Origin of the sequence: Enterobacter sp. HG048 (genome assembly GCF_024702055.1) — a bacterium.
Taxonomy (GTDB): domain Bacteria; phylum Pseudomonadota; class Gammaproteobacteria; order Enterobacterales; family Enterobacteriaceae; genus Enterobacter; species Enterobacter dykesii.
Genome location: NZ_JANLIZ010000019.1, coordinates 1 through 21,850, shown reverse-complemented (window position 1 = coordinate 21,850; position 21,850 = coordinate 1). Strand labels below are relative to the sequence as shown.

Annotated in this window: 21 protein-coding genes and 1 rRNA gene; 8 read left to right on the top strand and 14 right to left on the bottom strand. The window is 54.6% G+C overall.

Annotation, left to right across the window (positions count from 1 at the left end; translation table 11 throughout):
- Positions 1-3 precede the first annotated feature (3 nt).
- The 9 genes from era to rseD form a co-directional block, all read right to left on the bottom strand.
- Positions 4-909, bottom strand: coding sequence for a GTPase Era (gene era / locus NUX24_RS18660; RefSeq protein ID WP_257833350.1), 906 nt, complete (start codon positions 907-909; stop codon positions 4-6).
- On the bottom strand, positions 906-1,586 hold the full coding sequence (gene rnc / locus NUX24_RS18655) for a ribonuclease III (protein WP_003860711.1): 681 nt from the start codon (positions 1,584-1,586) through the stop codon (positions 906-908). The genes era and rnc overlap by 4 nt, the downstream gene beginning before the upstream one ends.
- A gap of 222 nt (positions 1,587-1,808) precedes the next feature.
- The gene (lepB, locus tag NUX24_RS18650) at positions 1,809-2,783 is read right to left on the bottom strand and encodes a signal peptidase I (protein ID WP_023308848.1); all 975 of its coding nucleotides are present in this window, start codon (positions 2,781-2,783) and stop codon (positions 1,809-1,811) included.
- A gap of 15 nt (positions 2,784-2,798) precedes the next feature.
- The gene (lepA, locus tag NUX24_RS18645; RefSeq protein WP_047652704.1) at positions 2,799-4,598 is read right to left on the bottom strand and encodes a translation elongation factor 4; all 1,800 of its coding nucleotides are present in this window, start codon (positions 4,596-4,598) and stop codon (positions 2,799-2,801) included.
- Positions 4,599-4,783: 185 nt separating this feature from the next.
- A complete protein-coding gene (rseC, locus tag NUX24_RS18640; protein WP_023308850.1) occupies positions 4,784-5,260 on the bottom strand; it encodes a SoxR-reducing system protein RseC in 477 nt (158 codons plus the stop codon).
- A complete protein-coding gene (gene rseB / locus NUX24_RS18635) occupies positions 5,257-6,210 on the bottom strand; it encodes a sigma-E factor regulatory protein RseB (protein WP_023308851.1) in 954 nt (317 codons plus the stop codon). Before rseB ends, rseC begins: the two co-directional genes overlap by 4 nt.
- Positions 6,210-6,860 carry an anti-sigma-E factor RseA gene (gene rseA, locus NUX24_RS18630; protein ID WP_257833345.1) on the bottom strand — a complete coding sequence of 217 codons (651 nt, stop codon included), beginning with the start codon at positions 6,858-6,860 and terminating at the stop codon, positions 6,210-6,212. Before rseA ends, rseB begins: the two co-directional genes overlap by 1 nt.
- 31 nt (positions 6,861-6,891) lie before the next feature.
- Complete coding sequence (gene rpoE / locus NUX24_RS18625) at positions 6,892-7,467, bottom strand: RNA polymerase sigma factor RpoE (protein ID WP_006176728.1); 576 nt, start codon at positions 7,465-7,467, stop codon at positions 6,892-6,894.
- Entirely contained in the window at positions 7,464-7,547 is an 84-nt protein-coding gene (rseD, locus tag NUX24_RS21930) for a rpoE leader peptide RseD (RefSeq protein WP_223605340.1), read from the bottom strand. Before rseD ends, rpoE begins: the two co-directional genes overlap by 4 nt.
- Positions 7,548-7,891: 344 nt before the next feature.
- Here rseD and nadB point away from each other — a divergent pair, with 344 nt between their 5' ends.
- Positions 7,892-9,511, top strand: a complete 1,620-nt coding sequence (gene nadB / locus NUX24_RS18615) for an L-aspartate oxidase (protein ID WP_257833343.1) — start codon at positions 7,892-7,894, stop codon at positions 9,509-9,511.
- Here the strand turns inward: nadB and NUX24_RS18610 are convergent.
- Positions 9,496-10,233, bottom strand: a complete 738-nt coding sequence (locus tag NUX24_RS18610) for a tRNA1(Val) (adenine(37)-N6)-methyltransferase (RefSeq protein WP_257833341.1) — start codon at positions 10,231-10,233, stop codon at positions 9,496-9,498. The genes nadB and NUX24_RS18610 overlap by 16 nt on opposite strands.
- Positions 10,234-10,365: 132 nt before the next feature.
- Here NUX24_RS18610 and srmB point away from each other — a divergent pair, with 132 nt between their 5' ends.
- Positions 10,366-11,694, top strand: a complete 1,329-nt coding sequence (gene srmB, locus NUX24_RS18605) for an ATP-dependent RNA helicase SrmB (protein ID WP_023308854.1) — start codon at positions 10,366-10,368, stop codon at positions 11,692-11,694.
- 50 nt (positions 11,695-11,744) lie between these two features.
- On the opposite strand, the gene grcA is transcribed toward srmB, so the two are convergent.
- A complete protein-coding gene (grcA, locus tag NUX24_RS18600; RefSeq protein WP_047652709.1) occupies positions 11,745-12,128 on the bottom strand; it encodes an autonomous glycyl radical cofactor GrcA in 384 nt (127 codons plus the stop codon).
- A 313-nt stretch (positions 12,129-12,441) separates the two neighbouring features.
- Between grcA and ung the strand changes: the two genes are divergently transcribed.
- Entirely contained in the window at positions 12,442-13,131 is a 690-nt protein-coding gene (gene ung / locus NUX24_RS18595) for a uracil-DNA glycosylase (protein ID WP_214576858.1), read from the top strand.
- Positions 13,132-13,171: 40 nt separating this feature from the next.
- On the opposite strand, the gene NUX24_RS18590 is transcribed toward ung, so the two are convergent.
- Positions 13,172-14,302 (bottom strand): tRNA/rRNA methyltransferase, encoded by a 1,131-nt coding sequence (locus NUX24_RS18590; protein ID WP_023308857.1) that lies wholly within the window; start codon positions 14,300-14,302, stop codon positions 13,172-13,174.
- Positions 14,303-14,506: 204 nt separating this feature from the next.
- On the opposite strand from NUX24_RS18590, the gene trxC reads away from it, so the two are divergent.
- From trxC to NUX24_RS18560, 5 genes are all read left to right on the top strand, one after another.
- Complete coding sequence (gene trxC, locus NUX24_RS18585) at positions 14,507-14,926, top strand: thioredoxin TrxC (RefSeq protein ID WP_047652711.1); 420 nt, start codon at positions 14,507-14,509, stop codon at positions 14,924-14,926.
- Between the two features lie 69 nt (positions 14,927-14,995).
- Positions 14,996-15,694, top strand: coding sequence for a tRNA-uridine aminocarboxypropyltransferase (gene tapT / locus NUX24_RS18580; protein WP_257833335.1), 699 nt, complete (start codon positions 14,996-14,998; stop codon positions 15,692-15,694).
- Positions 15,695-15,729: 35 nt separating this feature from the next.
- The gene (pat, locus tag NUX24_RS18575) at positions 15,730-18,393 is read left to right on the top strand and encodes a protein lysine acetyltransferase (protein WP_257833332.1); all 2,664 of its coding nucleotides are present in this window, start codon (positions 15,730-15,732) and stop codon (positions 18,391-18,393) included.
- 110 nt (positions 18,394-18,503) lie between these two features.
- The gene (pssA, locus tag NUX24_RS18565; protein ID WP_059312560.1) at positions 18,504-19,859 is read left to right on the top strand and encodes a CDP-diacylglycerol--serine O-phosphatidyltransferase; all 1,356 of its coding nucleotides are present in this window, start codon (positions 18,504-18,506) and stop codon (positions 19,857-19,859) included.
- A 45-nt stretch (positions 19,860-19,904) separates the two neighbouring features.
- Positions 19,905-20,213, top strand: a complete 309-nt coding sequence (locus NUX24_RS18560) for a YfiM family lipoprotein (protein ID WP_257833330.1) — start codon at positions 19,905-19,907, stop codon at positions 20,211-20,213.
- A gap of 11 nt (positions 20,214-20,224) precedes the next feature.
- Here the strand turns inward: NUX24_RS18560 and NUX24_RS18555 are convergent, their stop codons facing one another.
- Both NUX24_RS18555 and rrf read right to left on the bottom strand, forming a co-directional pair.
- Entirely contained in the window at positions 20,225-21,520 is a 1,296-nt protein-coding gene (locus NUX24_RS18555; protein ID WP_257833328.1) for an MFS transporter, read from the bottom strand.
- Positions 21,521-21,729: 209 nt separating this feature from the next.
- Positions 21,730-21,845: ribosomal RNA gene (gene rrf / locus NUX24_RS18550) — 5S ribosomal RNA — on the bottom strand.
- Positions 21,846-21,850 lie beyond the last annotated feature (5 nt).

The window sequence follows — 21,850 nt, the reverse complement described above, 5'->3', positions numbered from 1 at the left end:
AAGTTACTGGTCTTCGCCGTAACCGAGGCTGCGCAGAGCACGCTCATCATCGGCCCAGCCAGATTTCACTTTCACCCATAGTTCGAGGTGAACCGGCGCTTCGAACATGTCCATCATGTCCTTACGGGCTTCAATGCCGATGGTTTTGATCTTGGCCCCTTTGTTGCCGATCACCATCTTCTTCTGCCCTTCGCGCTCAACGAGGATCAGGCCGTTAATGTCGTAGCCACCGCGCTCGTTGGCCTGGAAACGCTCGATCTCCACCGTCACAGAGTACGGCAGTTCAGCGCCCAGGAAACGCATCAGCTTTTCACGGATGATTTCAGACGCCATAAAGCGCTGAGAGCGATCGGTGATGTAGTCTTCCGGGAAGTGGTGAATCGCTTCCGGCAGATGCTTACGCACGATGCCCGCGATGGTATCCACGTTCAGGCCGGTCTCAGCAGACAGCGGAACGATGTCGAGGAAGTTCATCTGGCTACCAAGCCACTGCAGATGCGGCAGCAGGTCGGCTTTTTCCTGCACGTTATCAACTTTGTTGACCGCGAGGATGACCGGCGTTTTGCCGTCACGCAGCTTGTTCAGCACCATCTCGTCGTCCGGCGTCCAGCGGGTGCCTTCCACAACGAAAATCACCAGCTCTACGTCGCCAATCGAGCTGCTCGCCGCCTTGTTCATCAGGCGGTTGATGGCACGCTTCTCTTCCATGTGCAGGCCCGGGGTATCGACGTAGATCGCCTGATACGCGCCTTCAGTATGGATGCCGACGATGCGGTGACGCGTGGTCTGCGCCTTACGCGAGGTGATGGAAATCTTCTGCCCAAGCAGATTATTCAGCAGGGTGGATTTGCCAACGTTCGGACGTCCGACGATGGCAATAAATCCGCAATAGGTTTTATCTTCGCTCATTCCAGCTCCAGCATTTTTAACGCCTGTTCGGCGGCAGCCTGTTCAGCCTTACGACGGCTTGAACCTGTGCCTACCACCGGTTCACTCAGGCCACTGACCTGGCAATGGATGGTAAATTCCTGATCGTGCGCTTCGCCACGCACCTGCACCACCAGATAAGACGGCAGCGGCAGATGACGACCCTGCAAATATTCCTGCAGACGCGTTTTCGGATCTTTTTGTTTATCGCCCGGGCTGATTTCGTCCAGACGGGTCTGATACCAGTTCAGGATCAGCTTTTCTACGGTCTGGATATCGCTGTCCAGGAACACACCACCAATTAATGCTTCGACCGTATCGGCAAGAATAGATTCACGACGGAAGCCGCCGCTTTTCAGTTCACCCGGCCCAAGACGCAGACATTCGCCCAGCTCAAACTCGCGCGCGATTTCCGCAAGGGTATTACCCCGAACCAGCGTGGCACGCATGCGGCTCATATCCCCTTCATCCACACGCGGGAAACGGTGATAAAGCGCATTCGCAATCACGAAACTTAAAATAGAGTCGCCTAAAAACTCGAGACGCTCATTATGTTTGCTGCTGGCACTGCGGTGGGTTAATGCCTGTTGCAACAACTCCTGATGATGAAAAGTGTAGCCCAGCTTCCGTTGAAGCCGATTAATTACGATGGGGTTCATGCGATACCAATAAATGAATGCGTCAAAAATGCAGCACACGAAACCGACCTGAGAAAACCAACGCGGTTTCGTGTGCCGTGGCACCCTTGCAGGGCCAACCTTAAACTTCGGGGGAATATTCTATACACAACGACAGGGGATGTCGTTAGTTCGAAGAGATTTATCGTGGAAATAATTCACGCAGCCGCTAATTAAAGCGGCTACGCGTTCATTTGTTGAGAATTAATGGATTCCGCCAATACGATTGAGGCGTACACCGGTCGGCCATTCGCCTTCCTGCTTCTCAAAACTCATCCAGATGGCGGTGGCTTTGCCGACCAGATTCGCTTCCGGCACAAAGCCCCAGTAACGGCTGTCCGCAGAGTTATCGCGGTTGTCACCCATCATGAAGTAATGTCCTGGCGGTACAATCCAGCTCGCCAGCTGCTGGCCCGGCTGGCGATAGTACATACCCAGCTGATCCTGCGCGATTGGCACGGTGAGGATTCGGTGCGTCACATCGCCCAGCGTCTCTTTGCGCTCAACCAGACGGATGCCGTCCTCTTTGGTTTCACCTTTCGGTACCTGGAAGAACCCGCTGGTCGCTTCGCCGCCGTTACGACGGGCAAAGGTCTGCACAAAATCACTTGGCTCAACGTTTGAGTAAGTGATTGGCAGCGCGTTTTCACATGCGGTACCGGAGCTGCAGCCCGGCTGAACGGTGACTTCTTTCGCAACCGGATCGTAAGTCACTTTATCACCCGGCAGACCTACCGCGCGCTTGATGTAGTCCAGGCGCGGATCTTCCGGATATTTGAACACCACGATGTCGCCACGTTTCGGATGACCGGTTTCGATCAGCGTTTTCTGGTAGATAGGATCTTTAATGCCGTAGGCAAACTTCTCTACCAGAATAAAATCACCAATCAGCAGCGTTGGCATCATTGAACCTGATGGGATTTGGAACGGCTCGTAAATAAACGAACGTACCACCAGCACAATCGCCAGCACCGGAAATACCGAAGCGCCCGTTTCCAGCCAGCCCGGTTTCGGGCCGACTTTCTTCAGGGTTTTCGCGTCAATCCCATCTCCAGTGGCTGCCTGAGCGGCAGCCTGACGTTCACGACGTTTTGGGGCGAAGATAAACTTATCCAGACACCACAACAGACCTGTCACCAGGGTAGCAATGACCAGGATCAGGGCAAACATGTTCGCCATGCCAACTCCTTAGGGTTATTTGCCGTCTTTACCAACATGAAGGATGGCAAGGAATGCTTCCTGCGGCAGCTCGACGTTACCGACCTGCTTCATACGCTTCTTACCTTCTTTCTGCTTCTGCAGCAGCTTTTTCTTACGGCTGACGTCACCGCCATAGCACTTCGCCAGAACGTTTTTACGCAGCTGTTTCACGGTTGAACGCGCGATAATGTGGTTGCCAATCGCCGCCTGAATCGCGATATCGAACTGCTGACGTGGGATCAGATCTTTCATTTTCTCAACCAGCTCGCGGCCACGGTACGGCGCATTGTCGTTGTGGGTGATCAGCGCCAGCGCATCCACACGCTCGCCGTTGATCAGCACGTCCACACGCACCATGTTGGAGGCCTGGAAGCGTTTGAAGTTGTAATCCAGTGACGCATAGCCACGGGAGGTCGACTTCAGACGGTCGAAGAAGTCGAGTACCACTTCCGCCATCGGGATCTCATAGGTCAGCGCCACCTGGTTACCGTGGTAAACCATGTTGGTCTGCACGCCACGCTTCTCAATACACAGCGTAATTACGTTACCCAGGAATTCCTGCGGCAGCAGCATGTGACACTCTGCGATAGGCTCACGCAGCTCCTGAATGTTGTTCAGCGGCGGCAGCTTGGACGGGCTATCGACGTAGATCACTTCTTTCGAGGTGGTTTCAACTTCATAAACTACGGTCGGCGCCGTGGTGATCAGATCCAGATCGTATTCACGCTCCAGACGCTCCTGAATGATCTCCATGTGCAGCAGACCGAGGAAACCACAGCGGAAGCCGAAGCCCAGCGCCGTTGAGCTTTCTGGCTCATAGAACAGGGAGGCATCGTTCAGGCTCAGTTTACCGAGCGCGTCACGGAAGTTTTCGTAGTCGTCAGAGCTGACCGGGAACAGACCGGCGTAAACCTGCGGTTTCACCTTTTTAAAGCCTGGCAGCGCTTTATCTGCCGGGTTACGGGCGCCGGTCAGGGTATCGCCCACCGGCGCGCCGAGGATGTCTTTAATGGCGCAGACCAGCCAGCCTACCTCGCCGCATCTCAGCTCGGTACGGTCAACCTGTTTTGGTGTGAAGATGCCCAGACGGTCGGCGTTGTAGACCTGTCCGGTACTCATTACCTTAATTTTTTCGCCTTTACGCATGGTGCCGTTTTTAATACGCACCAGAGAGACAACGCCCAGATAGTTATCGAACCACGAGTCGATAATAAGCGCCTGCAGCGGGCCATCCGGATCGCCTTCCGGGGCCGGAATGTCACGTACCAGGCGTTCCAGCACGTCGGTCACGCCCACACCGGTTTTCGCGGAGCAGCGCACGGCATCGGTCGCGTCAATGCCGACAATATCTTCAATCTCTTCCGCTACGCGTTCAGGATCGGCGGCTGGCAGGTCGATCTTGTTCAGAACCGGCACAACTTCGAGATCCATTTCCATCGCGGTGTAGCAGTTTGCCAGGGTCTGGGCTTCAACGCCCTGCCCGGCATCCACCACCAGCAGCGCACCTTCACAGGCCGCGAGCGAGCGTGAAACCTCATAGGAGAAGTCAACGTGGCCTGGGGTGTCGATAAAGTTCAGTTGATAGGTTTCACCATCAGCCGCTTTGTAATCAAGCGTAACGCTCTGCGCCTTGATGGTGATACCGCGTTCGCGTTCCAGGTCCATGGAGTCCAGAACCTGGGCTTCCATTTCACGATCAGACAGGCCACCGCAAATCTGGATAATACGGTCAGACAGCGTCGACTTACCGTGGTCAATGTGAGCAATGATCGAAAAGTTACGTATGTTCTTCATATAGTTAAATAATTATGCCTTACGAATTCCTGGAGGCCGCTGTTCTTAGCCTGACGTTTTTCAGTGCGAAAACGCAGCATTCTACACTACATCCTCGCTACCTGGAAATGCACTTAGAAGCACGTATAACGTGAAGAAAGGCCGTTTTCTGTTTTAGGGTGTAAAAAATGATAAAGCCCGATGGATCACCGGGCCTCAGAAGAGAGCGTTTCAACACGAAGCTGGTCTGGCGCCAGCCCAACGCTGAGAATGACAGGCTGCCACTCCTCGCGCGCGGCGAGCGTCGGAGAAAGACCTTTGGCAAGCCAGAATCCCCCCACGCCACCCAATGCGGCACCGCACATAGCGGCCACATCGGTACCAAACAGCATCTGAAACAGGCCACCCATGATAAACAGGCCGACCAGCGGAGAGAGATACACCAGCATAGCGGAGCTGAGCAGGCTGCCTTCCGCGATGCCCAGTTCCACCTTCTGCCCCGCCATCAGCGGCTGTTCGCTTGGCACAGAAATCGTGTGCGATGTTTGTGGCCCGAGCTTATTCAGCACGCGGCTGCCGCAGCCGGCACGGGATGCGCAGCTATTACACGAGGCTTTAACATCGCAGCTCACCAGCGCAATGCCGTTTTGCCAGGAGACAACCGTCGCCCACTCTTTGATCATTGTGCAGCCCTGAATTTAATGCTGTCGGAGATGCGCTTCGCCGTCTGCGGAGGGAGTTCTCCCACAATGGTGATCTCTGCGTTATCGCGTACCGTTGTACTCACCGTACGGCGCCCGGTACGCAGCATTTGTTCGGCGCTGTTTGCCGTTGCGCGATTGATATTCACCGAGAAGCTGAACAAACCATCTGAATAGAGACGCGATTCCACCGGCGTTTCAATGGTTGGCAGCTGACGACGGCTGCTGGACACTTCGCTAAACCCTTGCGGGATCCAGGCAGGTACCCAGTTGAAATTAACGGAATCCCCGGCAGGAACAGAAAGCAGCGGCGGCAGGCTGGCCTTAGCCAGATTCTGCATGCTGTTGCCAACCTGATTATTCACGCTGAAGGAGATAACCCGGAACTGTTCCAGCGTTTCACCGTCACGGTCGAGCAGGTCAACACGCATCGGGAGTTTGGTTTCGGCATCAATCCAGACGATATAGCTGTAGCGCGTTCCGTCCCGGGCAACAACGCGAATGACCTCGCACAGTCTGTCCGCGATGCGGGTACGCCCTACCGAAATAAAATCGTAGTAAGGGGCAAGCCGTTTGAAGTCGGTATAAATGAGTGACGGCAGAGAATCAACGATATAATCGCCATTCAGCGTGAAAGGCTCCAGGCCCGGCTCGAAATAGCTGATTTCATTACCACGCTGGACCACTTCCCGACGCGGGCCATCCATCTGTAAAAGCTGGGCGAGAGGCTGGTTATCAAGACGGGCATGACGATAGCGTAACGACTCGACGCCCTGCTTATTGATGCTGATAAATGCCAACTCGTAATTGAGTGACTGGCTGGCCAGATTCATTTGCTGCAACAACGCCCCGGATGAAACATCAGCCGAGGCGTTGGCAGAGAAGAACAGGCTACCCGCCATCAGAGACATGGCGAACCAAAGTTGCTTCATTACTGCGATTGCGTTCCTAAAGTTTGGTTTCCGGGCACCTGCACAGCAGCTTGCTGTGTCTGCGCCTGCTCAAACTGAAGCTGTTCAGAGTGCAGACGACGCTGCAACTCGTAATCCTGCAACATCGCATTAATGCGACGGCGCTGCTCCTGAACCTGCTGTTGCTGGCCGCCGCTGGCGGATGCATCAGCCGGTACGCCCAGACTTACCGGGCTGGCTTTGCCCATCATCGGCAGTGTGTTAAACACTGGCGCTTCTGGCTGCTGATTAGTTTCAGACTGAGTATTATAGTGCTGGACGCCAACAATAACTGCAAGCGATACGCATGCAGCCACACCCATTTGGGTAAGCTGGCTGGCCCACGGACGCACCTTTTGCCAGAACGGCATTTTTTGCCACTGGTGAGGTGCGGGTTGAGCTTCAGGAATCAGCGGAGTGGTCTGATGAACAGGCTCATTCTCAATCGCCGCCATGACGCGGGCTGAGATATCGAAATGGAGAACCTCGCCGGTGTCACCGCGAAGGGTGTCACGGATGAGATGGTAACTCTCCCAGGTCTCTTGCATTTCGGGAGAATGAGACAGCTCGTTGAGCAGCTCATTATCTACCGTTTCACCATCCATTAAAGCGGAAAGTTTTTCTTTCTGCATGCCTAATACCTTTTCCAGTATCCCGCTATCGTCAACGCCTGATAAGCGGTTGAACTTTATTATCAATAGCTTCTCGCGCACGGAAAATTCGTGAACGTACCGTGCCGACCGGACAATCCATGATAGCGGCTATCTCTTCATAGCTCAGACCATCCAGCTCCCGTAACGTAATTGCCATGCGTAAATCTTCCGGGAGCGACTCGATCGTGCGAAAAACGATTTGTCTCAGTTCTTCTGACAACATTAAGTTCTCAGGGTTCGAAATTTCTTTCAATGCGCCGCCACTTTCGAAGTTTTCGGCGTCTATTGCGTCCACATCACTTGAAGGCGGACGACGACCCTGAGCGACCAGATAATTCTTTGCCGTATTGACCGCAATACGGTACAGCCAGGTATAAAAAGCACTATCTCCCCGGAAAGAATCCAGCGCGCGATAGGCCTTAATAAAAGACTCTTGCACCACATCAGGCACATCGCCTGACGGTACATAGCGGGAAACCAGGCTCGCCACCTTATGCTGGTAGCGGACCACCAGTAGGTTAAAGGCTTTCTGATCTCCCTTCTGGACCCGTTCAACCAGGACCTGGTCCGTTAACTGCTCGCTCATCCGAGGTAATGTCTCCCCAAACCTAAATTCCACGCGTTATCGAAACGCCACTCTAAAAATACCGCACTTTGAGCAAGCACCGAATTAGAGTGTCTGATCTTCAATAAGTTCCGTAACGCCTTTGTTTTTGTTCATCGCGCCGCAGACTGTTCATTTTCTCTCATTATAAGTCTGTTCACGATACGCACCACTTTCTGACAAGAAACATCTTTTTCCCGCCAGAAGAGTAACGCAACACAGGCTTTATTTCACCACAAAATCTGACGCTAACGATCTGCTTCGCAAAATAATTTCACTCATTTACCCTCCGTTTACCTCCGCTTACGCGTTTAGCCATTGCGACAGCCTCTAAAAAAATACGTGCGATAAATCGCATTCAGGTGCTATTCTGACCCAACACTGTTTAGTAAATTAAACAACAATCATGAACACAACATCTGAACTCCATTGTGATGTACTGATCATCGGCAGCGGCGCTGCCGGTCTCTCTCTGGCGCTGCGCCTGGCCGAGCATCAAAACGTTATCGTTCTGAGTAAAGGACCGATAAGTGAAGGTTCCACGTTTTATGCCCAGGGCGGCATTGCCGCCGTGTTTGATGAGACAGACAGCATTGCTTCTCACGTCGAAGATACGCTCATTGCCGGGGCCGGGATCGTGGATGCACACGCCGCAGAGTTTGTCGCCAGCAATGCCCGTCACTGCGTTCAGTGGCTCATCGACCAGGGCGTCTTGTTCGATACTCAGGTTCAACCGAACGGTGAAGAGAGCTACCACCTGACTCGCGAAGGCGGCCATAGCCACCGCCGCATCCTGCACGCAGCGGATGCCACCGGAAAAGAAGTGGAAACCACGCTGGTCAGCAAAGCGCTGAACCATCCTAATATTCGGGTTCTCGAGCGAAGCAATGCCGTTGACCTGATTATCTCTGACAAGATTGGCCTGCCCGGCACGCGTCGCGTGGTGGGCGCCTGGGTCTGGAACCGAAATAAAGAGAAGGTGGAAACCTGTCAGGCAAAGGCTGTAGTCCTGGCGACGGGCGGCGCCTCTAAAGTGTATCAGTACACCACGAACCCGGACATTGCCTCCGGAGACGGTATCGCTATGGCCTGGCGCGCAGGCTGCCGGGTGGCGAATCTCGAGTTTAATCAGTTTCACCCCACCGCCCTGTTCCACCCTCAGGCGCGCAACTTCCTGCTGACGGAAGCCCTGCGCGGTGAAGGCGCTTATCTGAAACGCCCTGATGGCTCCCGCTTTATGCCCGACTTTGACGCCCGGGGCGAACTGGCCCCGCGCGATATCGTTGCTCGCGCCATCGACCATGAAATGAAGCGTCTTGGCGTGGACTGCATGTTTCTGGATATCAGCCATAAGCCAGCAGAGTTCATTCGCCAGCATTTCCCGATGATTTACGAAAAGCTGCTCAGTCTTGGCATTGATTTAACGCGCGACCCCGTGCCCATTGTGCCAGCGGCACACTATACCTGCGGCGGCGTAATGGTTGACGATCATGGACGTACTGATGTAGACGGTCTGTATGCTATCGGTGAGGTCAGCTATACCGGACTTCACGGCGCGAACCGTATGGCCTCTAACTCGCTGCTTGAGTGTCTGGTGTACGGCTGGTCAGCGGCGGAAGACATCTCGAAGCGCATGCCTTACGCCCGCGAGACAGAGCACCTGCCTGCCTGGGATGAAAGCCGCGTGGATAACCCGGACGAGCTGGTTGTGATCCAGCACAACTGGCATGAGCTACGGCTGTTTATGTGGGACTACGTGGGGATTGTGCGCACCACGAAACGCCTGGAACGCGCCTTGCGCCGCATCACCATGCTGCAGCAGGAAATTGATGAGTATTATGCCAATTTCCGCGTATCCAATAACCTGCTGGAGCTGCGCAATCTGGTGCAGGTTGCCGAGCTGATTGTTCGCTGCGCGATGATGCGTAAAGAGAGCCGCGGGCTGCACTATACCCTGGACTACCCGGATCAGCTGGCTGAGTCCGGCCCGTCGATACTCGCCCCGCAGGTTTACATAAACAGATAAAACACTTGGGTCAGGGCAGTGTAATCTTCGGAATAACGCTGGTCTGGCCCACGGATCACCATTCGGTCATTAAAGCATTCACCCTCTTTTGGCGAGAGCGCCAGCAGCACGCGGTGCGGCAGTCGTCCTTCCGTATCCGAAATATCGGTACGCAGACGTAACGTCCAGCCGATCTCCTGCGCGATACTGATAAACGTGTTGCCGGTACTCTCAGGCAGGACCACGCAGAAAAAACCTTCTTCGGAGATGAGTTCTGCCGCACTGGTGAGCAGCGCTTTATGATCGAGGGAGCCGGTATAACGCGCCTGTTCACGCTCGGGTGTCCCGCACTCAACGCCGGGTTCGTAGTAGGGAGGGTTGCTGACGATCAAATCGTAACGTGCGGTTTGTTCAGGCGCCCAGGCGAGCACATCTGCGCAGTACACTTTCATGCGGGCAGCCCAGGGGGATTCGGCCATATTGTCACTCGCCTGCTCTGCGGCCTGCGCGTCCAGTTCGACGGCATCAATGATGACATGTTCTTCCGTACGCTGCGCCAGCATCAACGCCACCAGCCCGCTGCCGGTACCGATATCAAGAATACGCTTAACACCTGCGACAGGCGCCCACGCTCCCAGTAAAATACCGTCTGTACCGACCTTCATGGCACAGCGATCGTGGGCGACAAAAAATTGTTTAAAGGTAAAACCATCGCGGCGCAGCTGCGCTTTGAGTTGAGACATGTCAGGACAACCTTCTAAGTGAAACTGGAGTAGCATAGGGGAAAGCGAAGTGGCCGAAAAGCGATATCCATACAAACAGATGAAGATTACAGCCGTAACGTCTATAATCAGCGCCCCACACAGAGGTAGAACATGACTGTAACGACTTTTTCCGAACTTGAACTCGATGAAAGCCTGCTCAATGCACTTGAGAGCAAAGGCTTTACACGCCCGACCGCCATTCAGGCAGCGGCCATTCCGCCTGCGCTTGAGGGCCGCGATGTGCTCGGTTCTGCGCCAACCGGCACGGGGAAGACAGCAGCCTATTTGCTGCCTGTGTTGCAGCATCTGCTCGACTTTCCGCGTAAAAAATCTGGCCCGCCGCGTATTTTGATCCTGACGCCTACGCGCGAACTGGCAATGCAGGTTGCCGATCACGCGCGTGAACTCGCGGCAAATACTCATCTGGATATCGCCACCATCACCGGCGGCGTTGCGTATATGAACCACGCCGAAGTGTTCAGCGAAAACCAGGACATCGTCGTTGCAACGACGGGCCGCCTGCTGCAGTACATTAAAGAAGAGAACTTCGACTGCCGCGCGGTTGAAACGCTGATCCTCGACGAGGCCGACCGCATGCTGGACATGGGCTTCGCACAGGATATCGAGCACATTGCAGGAGAAACGCGCTGGCGTAACCAGACGATGCTGTTCTCTGCCACCCTCGAAGGGGAAGCAATCAAAGACTTCGCGGAGCGTCTGCTGGAAGATCCGGTGGAAGTCTCGGCGACGCCGTCCACCCGCGAGCGTAAGAAGATCCACCAGTGGTACTACCGCGCGGACAACCTCGAGCACAAGGTCGAATTGCTGAAACACCTGCTGAAGCAGGAAGATGCGCTGCGCACAATCGTATTTGTGCGCAAGCGCGAGCGCGTGCACGAGCTGGCTGAAATGCTGCGTAACGCCGGGATCAACAACTGCTATCTTGAAGGCGAGATGGCGCAGATCAAGCGTACCGAAGGCATCAAGCGCCTGACCGACGGTCGCGTTAACGTACTGGTTGCGACAGACGTAGCCGCACGCGGGATCGACATCCCGGACGTCAGCCACGTCATTAACTTCGATATGCCGCGCAGCGGAGATACCTACCTGCACCGTATTGGCCGTACCGGCCGCGCGGGCCGCAAAGGGATTGCGATTTCACTGGTCGAAGCGCATGACTACCTGCTGCTGCAGAAGATTGGCCGCTATGTTGATGAGCCGCTGAAAGCGCGCGTGATTGACGAACTCCGCCCGACCACGCGTGCGCCGAGTGAAAAGATGACGGGTAAACCGTCCAAGAAAGCGCTCGCAAAACGTGCGGAGAGAAAAGAGAAAGAAAAAGAGAAACCGCGCGTGAAGCAGCGCCACCGCGATACCAAAAACATTGGTAAGCGCCGTAAGCCAAGCTCTGCCGCACCAGAGACGAAAACTGAAGAGTAAAAAAAAGCCGGGGAAATCCCCGGCTTTTTTATTCCCCCCTGCTGAAGCCCTTACAGGCTTTCAGTAAAGGTACGAGCGATAACGTCGCGCTGCTGTTCTGGAGTCAGTGAGTTAAAGCGAACCGCATAGCCGGACACGCGGATAGTCAGCTGTGGGTATTTTTCTGGGTGCTCAACGGCATCCATCAGCGTTTCGCGGCGTAGCACGTTAACGTTCAGGTGCTGACCCCCTTCCACGCGCACTTCCGGTTTCACTTCCATTGGAATTTCACGGTATTCGATTTCGCCCAGTTTGTTCACCGGCACGATTTCATCTTCAGCAAAACCCGCTTTCGCAACGACGCAGCGCGCTTCGTTCTTCTCGCTGTCCAGCAGCCAGAAAGAGTTGAGCAGATCGTCATTTGCAGCTTTAGTAATCTGGATACCTGTAATCATGTGTTGCCTCCCTAGGCTACATTAACTGATGCTGGCCGTTCGCGGCCAATTGGTAAAACCATTGTTTCTTGTGTGTATATATAACATTCACACCCCGGTGATTTATTGATTTAAATCAACAAAAACACCAACCACATAAAGAGTATGGTTTTAATTTATTGTTTCAGATCAATTTCACAGTCTTACCAATTCAACTCACCCTGCATATTTTCAAAATAAATTTAGCCACTTAGCACGTATTTCAGCGCGTAATTTTGCTCACCGGGGTGAAACAGGTAAGCTAGTCACAGATTGAGATTCGCAGGAGAGCGAGATGACGACACCTTTAACCTGGCATGACGTGCTGGCAGAAGAAAAGCAGCAGCCTTATTTTATCAATACGCTCAGCACCGTTGCCGCTGAGCGTCAGTCCGGACAGACGATTTACCCGCCGCAGAAAGACGTGTTCAACGCCTTTCGCTACACCGAACTGAGCGATGTGAAAGTGGTCATTCTGGGTCAGGATCCCTATCACGGCCCCGGGCAGGCGCATGGGCTGGCGTTTTCCGTTCGTCCGGGTGTGGCTATACCCCCTTCTCTGCTCAACATGTATAAAGAGCTTGAGGGAACCGTGCCCGGGTTTACCCGGCCAAACCACGGTTACCTGGAAAGCTGGGCGCGCCAGGGCGTACTGTTACTGAATACGGTGCTTACCGTACGGGCGGGTCAGGCGCACTCGCACGCCAGTCTTGGCTGGGAGACGTTTACCGATAAGGTTATCAGCCTTATCAACGAGCATCGTGAAGGGGTGGTGTTTTTACTCTGGGGTTCTCACGCGCAGAAGAAAGGGGCGATTATCGATCGTCAGCGTCATCACGTGCTGAAAGCACCGCACCCGTCACCGCTGTCTGCACATCGCGGTTTCTTTGGCAGTAATCATTTTGTTCTGGCGAATGAATGGCTGGAAAAACGTGGCGAAAAGCCAATTGACTGGATGCCTGTATTACCGGCAGAGAGCGAGTAGGATTTGAATGTGCCGGGCCTGACCCGGCACATTAAGAGGCTTATGCCTTGTTCTGACGCCACCATTCGGCCAGCAGTACGCCGGTCGCAACGGATACGTTCAGACTTTCCACATTGCCAGTTCCGTCGATAGAGACGCTCAGATCCGCACTGGAGAGCGCCGCGTCAGACAGACCATCACGTTCCTGACCTAATACCAGCACCATTTTGCGCGGCAACGTCGCTTTAAAAAGCGGCGTACCGGCATGGCTCGAGGTGGTCACGATGGAATAACCCGCTTTACGGAACTGCTCGAGGGCGTCCAGAACGCTGTCGCCGGTGATCGGCTGTACGTGCTCGGCTCCGCCTTCCGCAGTACGGATCGCGGCACCGGATTCCAGTAGCGCGGCATCCTGCAACAGCACGCCTTTCACGCCAAAGTGCGCGCAGCTGCGCATCATTGCGCCCAGGTTGTGCGGGTTGCCCACATCTTCCAGCGCCAGCACGCAGTCATCGGCATCCGCCTGGCTGACCCACTGCTGCACGGTGGTGCCGTTACGCTTTTTGATCAGGAAGCAGACGCCGCCGTGGTGTTCAGTGCCGGACGCTTTGGTCAGCTCCGCATCATCCACCACGTGGTAGGCTTTACGGTTCGCGGCCATCCAGCGCAGCGCTTCTTTAAAGCGCGGGGTCACGCTCTGGATAAACCAGGCGCGGACGATACATTCAGGACGGCTCTGGAACAGCGCCTGGCAGGCGTTCTCGCCATACACGCGGGTCTCTTCCGCACGCTGACGGCGCAGTACTTCCGGGTCGATAAAGCTTTTACCGCTGATACCGCCGTGATCGGCCTTTTCTGGCGTTTCGTCGCCAGGGGCACGAGAAACGGTGCGCCACGGGGAGGCGTTATCACGTGAGAAATCATCACGCGGACGATCGTCGCGTGGACGGTCACTGCGTGGGCGGTCGGAACGCGGACGGTCATCGCGTTTGCGATCGTCACGTTTGCGGTCATCACCGCGGTTATTTCTGTCATCGCGGGCGGGGCGACGGCCACCGTCTGCACGAGAAGACGCCGGACGCCCGCCACCTTTTCCGGTACGCGGATTTTGGGTGCGTTTATCAGAGTCATCATCACTGCGGACATACATCACTTTGACCTTGCCGCTTTTGTTTTTCATTTCGTCGTTCATGCTTTTCTCCACCAGCGCTGCGCGAAGCGCGCAGATTACCCGATGTGCCAGCGCATAGCCATAATTTCGTACAAAAGCCTGTGACTATTGTTCTCATTGAATAAAACGCATTGTTGTTTCAAACAGGCTCATTGATAATATGTAACATATTAGAAACATTATCGGCGTTGTGCCGCTGTCCCACGGCTCTATCAGAGGTTAGTTATGAATACCGTATGTGCCAACTGTCAGGCTCTTAACCGCATTCCGGACGATCGGATTGAAGATGGTGCGAAATGCGGACGCTGCGGCCATGAATTGTTTGATGGCGAGGTCATTAACGCGACGGGTGCTACGCTGGACAAACTCCTTAAGGACGATCTTCCTGTCGTGATCGATTTCTGGGCGCCATGGTGCGGCCCATGCCGTAGCTTCGCGCCGATCTTCGAAGATGTGGCCGAAGAGCGTAGCGGAAAAATGCGGTTCGTTAAGGTCAATACCGAAGCCGAACCCGAACTGAGCGCACGTTTTCGTATTCGCAGCATCCCGACCATTATGATTTTCAAAAATGGCGAAGCGATCGATATGCTCAACGGTGCGGTTCCAAAAGCGCCTTTTGAAAGCTGGTTAAACGAGTCGCTGTAACATTCACGGGGCACGTCTTGTGCCCCGCTCCCGCCTCTGCGAAAATAGCGTTTTTCCTGCATTTCGCTCATGACTGATAACGCTGTCCTTAAATTACGCGCCGAACGCCTTGCGCGCGCCACACGACCGTTCCTCGCCCGAGGCAACCGTATTCGCCGCTGTCAGCGCTGCCTGCTGCCGCTGAAGGTTTGTCTGTGCGAGACGCTCGCTCCGAGTACGGCGGAAAGCCGTTTTTGTCTGGTCATGTTCGATACCGAGCCGATGAAACCCAGCAATACGGGGCGTCTTATCGCGGATATTCTGCCGGATACCTCCGCGTTTCAATGGTCCCGTACGGAGCCGCCCCAGGCCCTGCTCGATTTAGTGACCAGCCCCGACTATCAGCCGATGGTCGTTTTCCCCGCGTCTTATGCAGGCGCGGAGCGCCAGGTGCTTTCAACGCCGCCATCCGGTAAACCCCCGCTGTTTATCATGCTGGACGGCACCTGGACCGAAGCGCGAAAAATGTTTCGCAAAAGCCCCTATCTCGACGCGCTGCCGGTCATTTCTGTCGACCTTTCTCGCGTCTCCACCTACCGCCTGCGTGAAGCGCATGCTGAAGGACAATACTGCACCGCCGAAGTGGCCATCGCACTTCTGGATTTAGCGGGCGATACCGCTGCGGCTGGCGCCCTGGGCAACCATTTCTCATGCTTCCGGGAGCGCTATCTGGCGGGAAAAACCGTTCATAAGGGCAGCGTCACAGCACCCGAGCCAGAAAGCGTTTAAAATCATCAGGTCGCTTGCATTCACAGGAGGCCTGCATGAGCCAGCGAGGGTTAGAAGCGCTACTTCGTCCTAAATCCATTGCCGTCATCGGCGCATCAATGAAACCGGATCGTGCTGGCTATTTGATGATGCGCAACCTGCTGGCCGGGGGATTTAATGGTCCCGTCATGCCCGTCACGCCGTCGTATAAGGCGGTTCAGGGAGTGCTTGCATGGCCTGATGTACAGAGCCTGCCTTTCGTGCCGGATCTTGCCGTACTTTGTACAAACGCGAAGCGTAACCTGGAACTGCTGGAATCACTCGGCAAGAAAGGGTGTAAAACCTGCATTATTCTCTCGTCTCCGCCTGAACAGAAAGCCGAGCTTCTGGCCTGCGCCAGCCGCTATCAAATGCGCATTCTTGGGCCAAACAGTCTGGGCCTTCTCGCCCCCTGGCAGGGGCTGAATGCAAGTTTCTCTCCGGTTCCGATCCGCAAAGGCAAACTGGCGTTTATCTCGCAGTCGGCTGCGGTATCGAACACCATCCTCGACTGGGCGCAGCAGCGTGAAATGGGATTCTCCTACTTCATTGCCCTGGGCGACAGCCTGGATATCGACGTTGATGAGCTACTGGATTTTCTGGCACGTGACGGCAAAACCAGCGCGATCCTGCTTTATCTTGAGCACCTCAGCGACGCGCGTCGTTTTGTCTCGGCTTCTCGAAGCGCTTCGCGCAATAAGCCGATCCTGGTGATCAAAAGCGGACGAAGCCCTGCGGCACAGCGTCTACTCCATTCGCATTCCGGTATGGATCCCGCATGGGACGCCGCCATTCAGCGCGCGGGGTTGCTGCGGGTACAGGATACGCACGAGCTTTTTTCCGCCGTTGAGACGTTAAGCCATATGCGCCCGTTGCGGGGCGAGAAGCTAATGATTGTCAGTAACGGTGCGGCCCCTGCCGCGCTCGCGCTTGACGAGTTGTGGCGCCGCTTCGGCAAGCTGGCAACGCTGAGTGAAGAGACGCTGCAGCGCCTGAAAGAAGCGCTTCCGACCAGCGTGACGCCCGGCAATCCTCTTGATTTGCGCGATGACGCCAGCAGCGACCGCTATATCAGGGCGATCTCCATTTTGCTGGATAGCCCGGATTTCGATGCGCTGATGATTATCCACTCCCCCAGCGCGGTCGCGCCGGGTAGTGAAAGCGCGCGCGCTCTGATTGACACCGTGCGCAACCATCCACGCGGTAAATACGTTACCCTGCTCACCAACTGGTGCGGTGAGTTTTCGTCTCAGGAGGCGCGGCGCTTGTTCAGCGAGGCCGGGCTGCCAACCTACCGCACGCCGGAAGGCACCATCACCGCGTTTATGCATATGGTGGAATATCGCCGCAACCAGAAACAACTGCGTGAGACGCCGGCTTTGCCGGGGAATCTGACGGCGAACACCGTCGACGTTCACCGGCTGTTGCAGCAGGCCATTGAAGAAGGCGCGACCTCGCTTGATACGCATGAGGTCCAGCCCATTCTGGGCAGCTACGGGATGCAAACCCTGCCGACCTGGATCGCCAGCGACAGCGCAGAGGCCGTTCATATAGCCGAACAGATTGGCTATCCGGTGGCCCTGAAGCTCCGCTCCCCGGATATCCCGCATAAGTCTGATGTTCAGGGGGTTATGTTATACCTGCGTACGGCGACTGAGGTGCAGCAGGCAGCTGATGCCATTTTCGACCGGGTCAAAATGGCCTGGCCGCAGGCAAGGATCCACGGATTGCTGGTGCAAAGCATGGCCAACCGCGCAGGGGCTCAGGAATTACGGGTAGTGGTCGAACACGATCCCGTCTTCGGCCCGCTCATCATGCTGGGGGAAGGTGGCGTAGAGTGGCGCCCGGAGGAGCAGGCCGTCGTGGCGCTACCGCCGCTGAACATGAACCTGGCGCGCTATCTGATCATCCAGGCGATTAAAAGTAAAAAGATCCGTGGCCGGAGTGCGCTGCGCCCGCTTGATATTGCCGGGTTAAGTCAGTTCCTGGTGCAGGTGTCTAACCTGATTGTGGATTGTGCCGAAATTCAGCGGCTGGACATTCATCCGCTGCTCGCCTCGGGCAATGAGTTTACGGCGCTGGACGTAACCCTGGATATCGCACCATTCGAAGGAGACAGAGAGAGCCGTCTGGCGATCCGCCCGTATCCCCTGCAGCTGGAGGAGTGGGTTGAGATGAAGAATGGAGAACGCGCCTTGTTCCGCCCTATTCTGCCGGAAGATGAGCCTCAGCTGCGGGCCTTTATCTCTCAGGTCACGAAAGAGGATCTTTATTATCGCTATTTTAGCGAAATCAACGAATTTACCCACGATGATTTAGCCAATATGACCCAGATCGACTACGATCGAGAAATGGCGTTTGTTGCCGTTCGTCGCGCCGATAAGGGTGATGAGATCCTCGGCGTCACGCGTGCGATTTCGGACCCGGATAACGTTGATGCGGAGTTTGCGGTGCTGGTGCGCTCCGATCTTAAAGGCCTGGGTATGGGAAGACGGCTGCTGGAAAAACTCATCGGTTATACGCGAGATCACGGATTGTTACGCCTCAATGGCATTACTATGCCTAACAATCGCGGTATGGTGACCCTGGCGCGAAAACTTGGGTTTGACGTTGATATTCAGCTGGACGAAGGTATTGTGGCCTTGTCCCTCAGTCTGACATCAGCAGACAAACGCGAGTAAGCTACTGGAAATGTTACCCACTTTGGACGGGACTGGTGGTATCATTGTCCGCTTATGTTGTTTGCATGGTACAGACAACCCTTCAATGAACAGAGAAGAAACGCACTGTGATGTTGTCAAAATTTAAGCGTAATAAACATCAACAACACCTTGCTCAACTACCGAAGATTTCTCAGTCAGTTGATGATGTAGAGTTCTTTTACGCTCCCGCTCATTTTCGGGAGACGCTTCTGGAAAAGATTGCCAGCGCCACGCGACGCATTTGCATTGTAGCGCTCTATCTTGAACAGGATGAAGGCGGGCGCGCGATCCTGAACGCGCTCTATGAAGCCAAACGTCAGCGTCCGGAACTTGATGTTCGCGTACTGGTAGACTGGCATCGCGCTCAGCGTGGCCGTATCGGCGCTGCCGCCTCGAACACCAATGCTGACTGGTATTGCCGCACGGCGCAGGAAAATCCTGGCGTTGATGTGCCTGTTTATGGCGTCCCGGTTAATACCCGTGAAGCGCTCGGCGTCCTTCATTTCAAGGGATTCATCATTGATGACAGCGTGCTTTACAGCGGCGCAAGTCTGAATGATGTTTACCTTCATCAGCTCGATAAATATCGCTACGACCGCTACCATCTGATCCGTAATCCGCAGATGGCCGATATCATGTTTAACTGGGTTGATAAAAATCTGGTCCATGGCCGCGGTGTTAATCGCCTTGACGATCCTGAACGTCCTAAAAGCCCGGAAATCAAAAACGATGTTCGAGCCTTCCGCCAGGAGCTGCGTGATGCGGTCTATCATTTCCAGGGCGATGCGAATAACGAAGAGCTATCCGTTACCCCGCTGGTAGGGCTCGGCAAATCAAGCCAGCTGAACAAAACGATCTTCCATCTGATGCCGTGCGCGGAGCAGAAACTCACCATCTGTACGCCGTACTTCAACCTTCCTGCCGTGCTGGTGCGTAATATCATTCAGCTGCTGCGGGACGGTAAAAAAGTGGAAATCATCGTTGGTGATAAAACCGCAAACGACTTCTTCATTCCTGAAGATCAGCCGTTCAAAATCATCGGTGCGCTGCCTTATCTGTATGAGATTAACCTGCGCCGTTTCCTGAGCCGTTTACAGTATTACGTCAACACTGACCAGCTGGTAGTACGCCTCTGGAAAGACGAAGACAACAGTTACCATCTTAAAGGCATGTGGGTCGACGATGAGTGGATGCTGCTGACCGGTAACAACCTCAACCCACGCGCGTGGCGACTGGATCTGGAAAACGCTATCCTGATCCATGACCCGCAGCATGAGTTAGCCGCACAGCGTGAACGTGAGCTGGAGCTGATTCGCACGCATACCACTGTGGTGAATCATTACCGCGAATTGCAGAGCATTGCCGATTACCCGGTGAAAGTCCGCAAGCTTATCCGCCGCTTACGTCGTATCCGTATCGACCGACTTATCAGCCGTATTCTGTAATATCCAGGCCCTGCCACCCGCAGGGCTTTTTTATGGAGCCCGTTGATGCGTATTCCTCTGTTACTGAGCGTCTTCTTTCTGAGCGGCTGTAGCCATATGGCCAACGATAACTGGTCTGGACAGGATAAAGCCCAGCATTTCCTCGCTTCCGCGATGTTGTCCGCAGCCGGTAATGAATATGCGCAGCATCAGGGATACAGCCGGGATCGCAGTGCGGCAATTGGGTTGATGTTCTCAGTCAGTCTTGGAGCATCAAAAGAACTGTGGGATAGCCGCCCCGCAGGGAGCGGCTGGAGCTGGAAAGATTTCGCCTGGGATGTCGCCGGCGCAACGACCGGCTATGCCGTGTGGTAGATGGCGCGCTATTAAAGTCGAATGCCTTTCCCTTTGCGATGCAGCATCAGGGAAACAATAAAAGCCAGTGCGCCCATTATCGTTACGTACCAGAAGAATGTCGTTTCACTTCCCCATGATTTAAGCGACAACGCAACGTACTCCGCCGATCCGCCAAACAACGCATTAGCTACCGCATAAGAGAGCCCTACCCCTAAAGCACGTACCTGCGCAGGGAACATTTCAGCTTTCAGTATCCCACTGATAGAAGTATAGAAACTGACAATCACCATCGCCAGCATCACCAGCGCAAACGCCGCATACGGCGAAGTCACATGCTGAAGGGCAGACAGAATAGGTACGGTACATAACGCCGACAGGCCGCCAAAAATCAGCATCGACGTACGTCGACCGATTTTATCCGAGAACGCGCCGATAATGGGTTGTATGAGCATAAAGACAAACAGCGCCACGGTCATGACTACGCTGGCAACGTTTGCGTGCATGCCGGTGGTGTTCACCAGGTACTTCTGCATATAGGTCGTGAACGTGTAGAAACTGAGAGAGCCACCCGCAGTAAAGCCCAGCACCATAAGGAAAGCTTTTCGGTTACGCCATAACCCTTTGAATGTTCCCGCCTCCTTCAGCGTTCTGACTTCCTTCTGAGAGGTTTCATCTAACTGACGGCGTAGCCAAAGTGCGACAACCGCCAGTACTGCGCCCATCGCGAAAGGAATTCGCCATCCCCAGGCATGAAGTTGTTCGTCCGTCAGAATTTGCTGCAGGATCACCACCACAAGAATGGCCAGCAGTTGACCACCAATCAGCGTGACGTACTGGAATGAGGCGTAAAAACCTTTACGGCCTTCCAGTGCAATCTCACTCATGTAGGTCGCACTGGTACCGTATTCACCGCCCACCGATAATCCCTGAAATAAGCGGGCCAGTAACAGTAGCGCCGGTGCCCAGGTGCCAATCGATTCATATCCCGGTAAGCAGGCGATCACCAGAGAACCAAAACACATCATGCACACCGAGATCAGCATAGAAGCCTTACGACCGCGACGATCCGCAATGCGGCCGAACAGCCAGCCCCCAATGGGCCGCATTAAAAACCCTGCAGCAAAAACCCCCGCCGTTTGTAGCAGCTGCGTTGTGGTGTTGCCGGATGGGAAAAAAATATGTGCGAAGTAGAGTGAACAGAATGAGTAGACGTAAAAGTCGAACCATTCAACCAGATTCCCTGAAGAGGCGCTGACGATTGCCCATACCCTTCTTCGGGTATCACTGTTAGCCAGCGTCCCGTTTGATGTAATGCTTTCTGTCATTGTGATTATGCTCCTGCCATAAACAGCGGCGTATTGAGCCAGGAGACTCAATTACCTCGTAAATGAAATGTTATAATTTTGTTATAAATAACATTGCGACAGGGATCACACATTCCATTAGCAGGATAAGGGATTAAGAGAAAGGCCAGAGAGGGTAAGCACAAAGCAAAAAACCCCGCACCTTACGGTACGGGGTTCTTCTAATTGATGCCTGGCAGTTCCCTACTCTCACATGGGGAGACCCCACACTACCATCGGCGCTACGGCGTTTCACTTCTGAGTTCGGCATGGGGTCAGGTGGGACCACCGCGCTAAAGCCGCCAGGCAAAT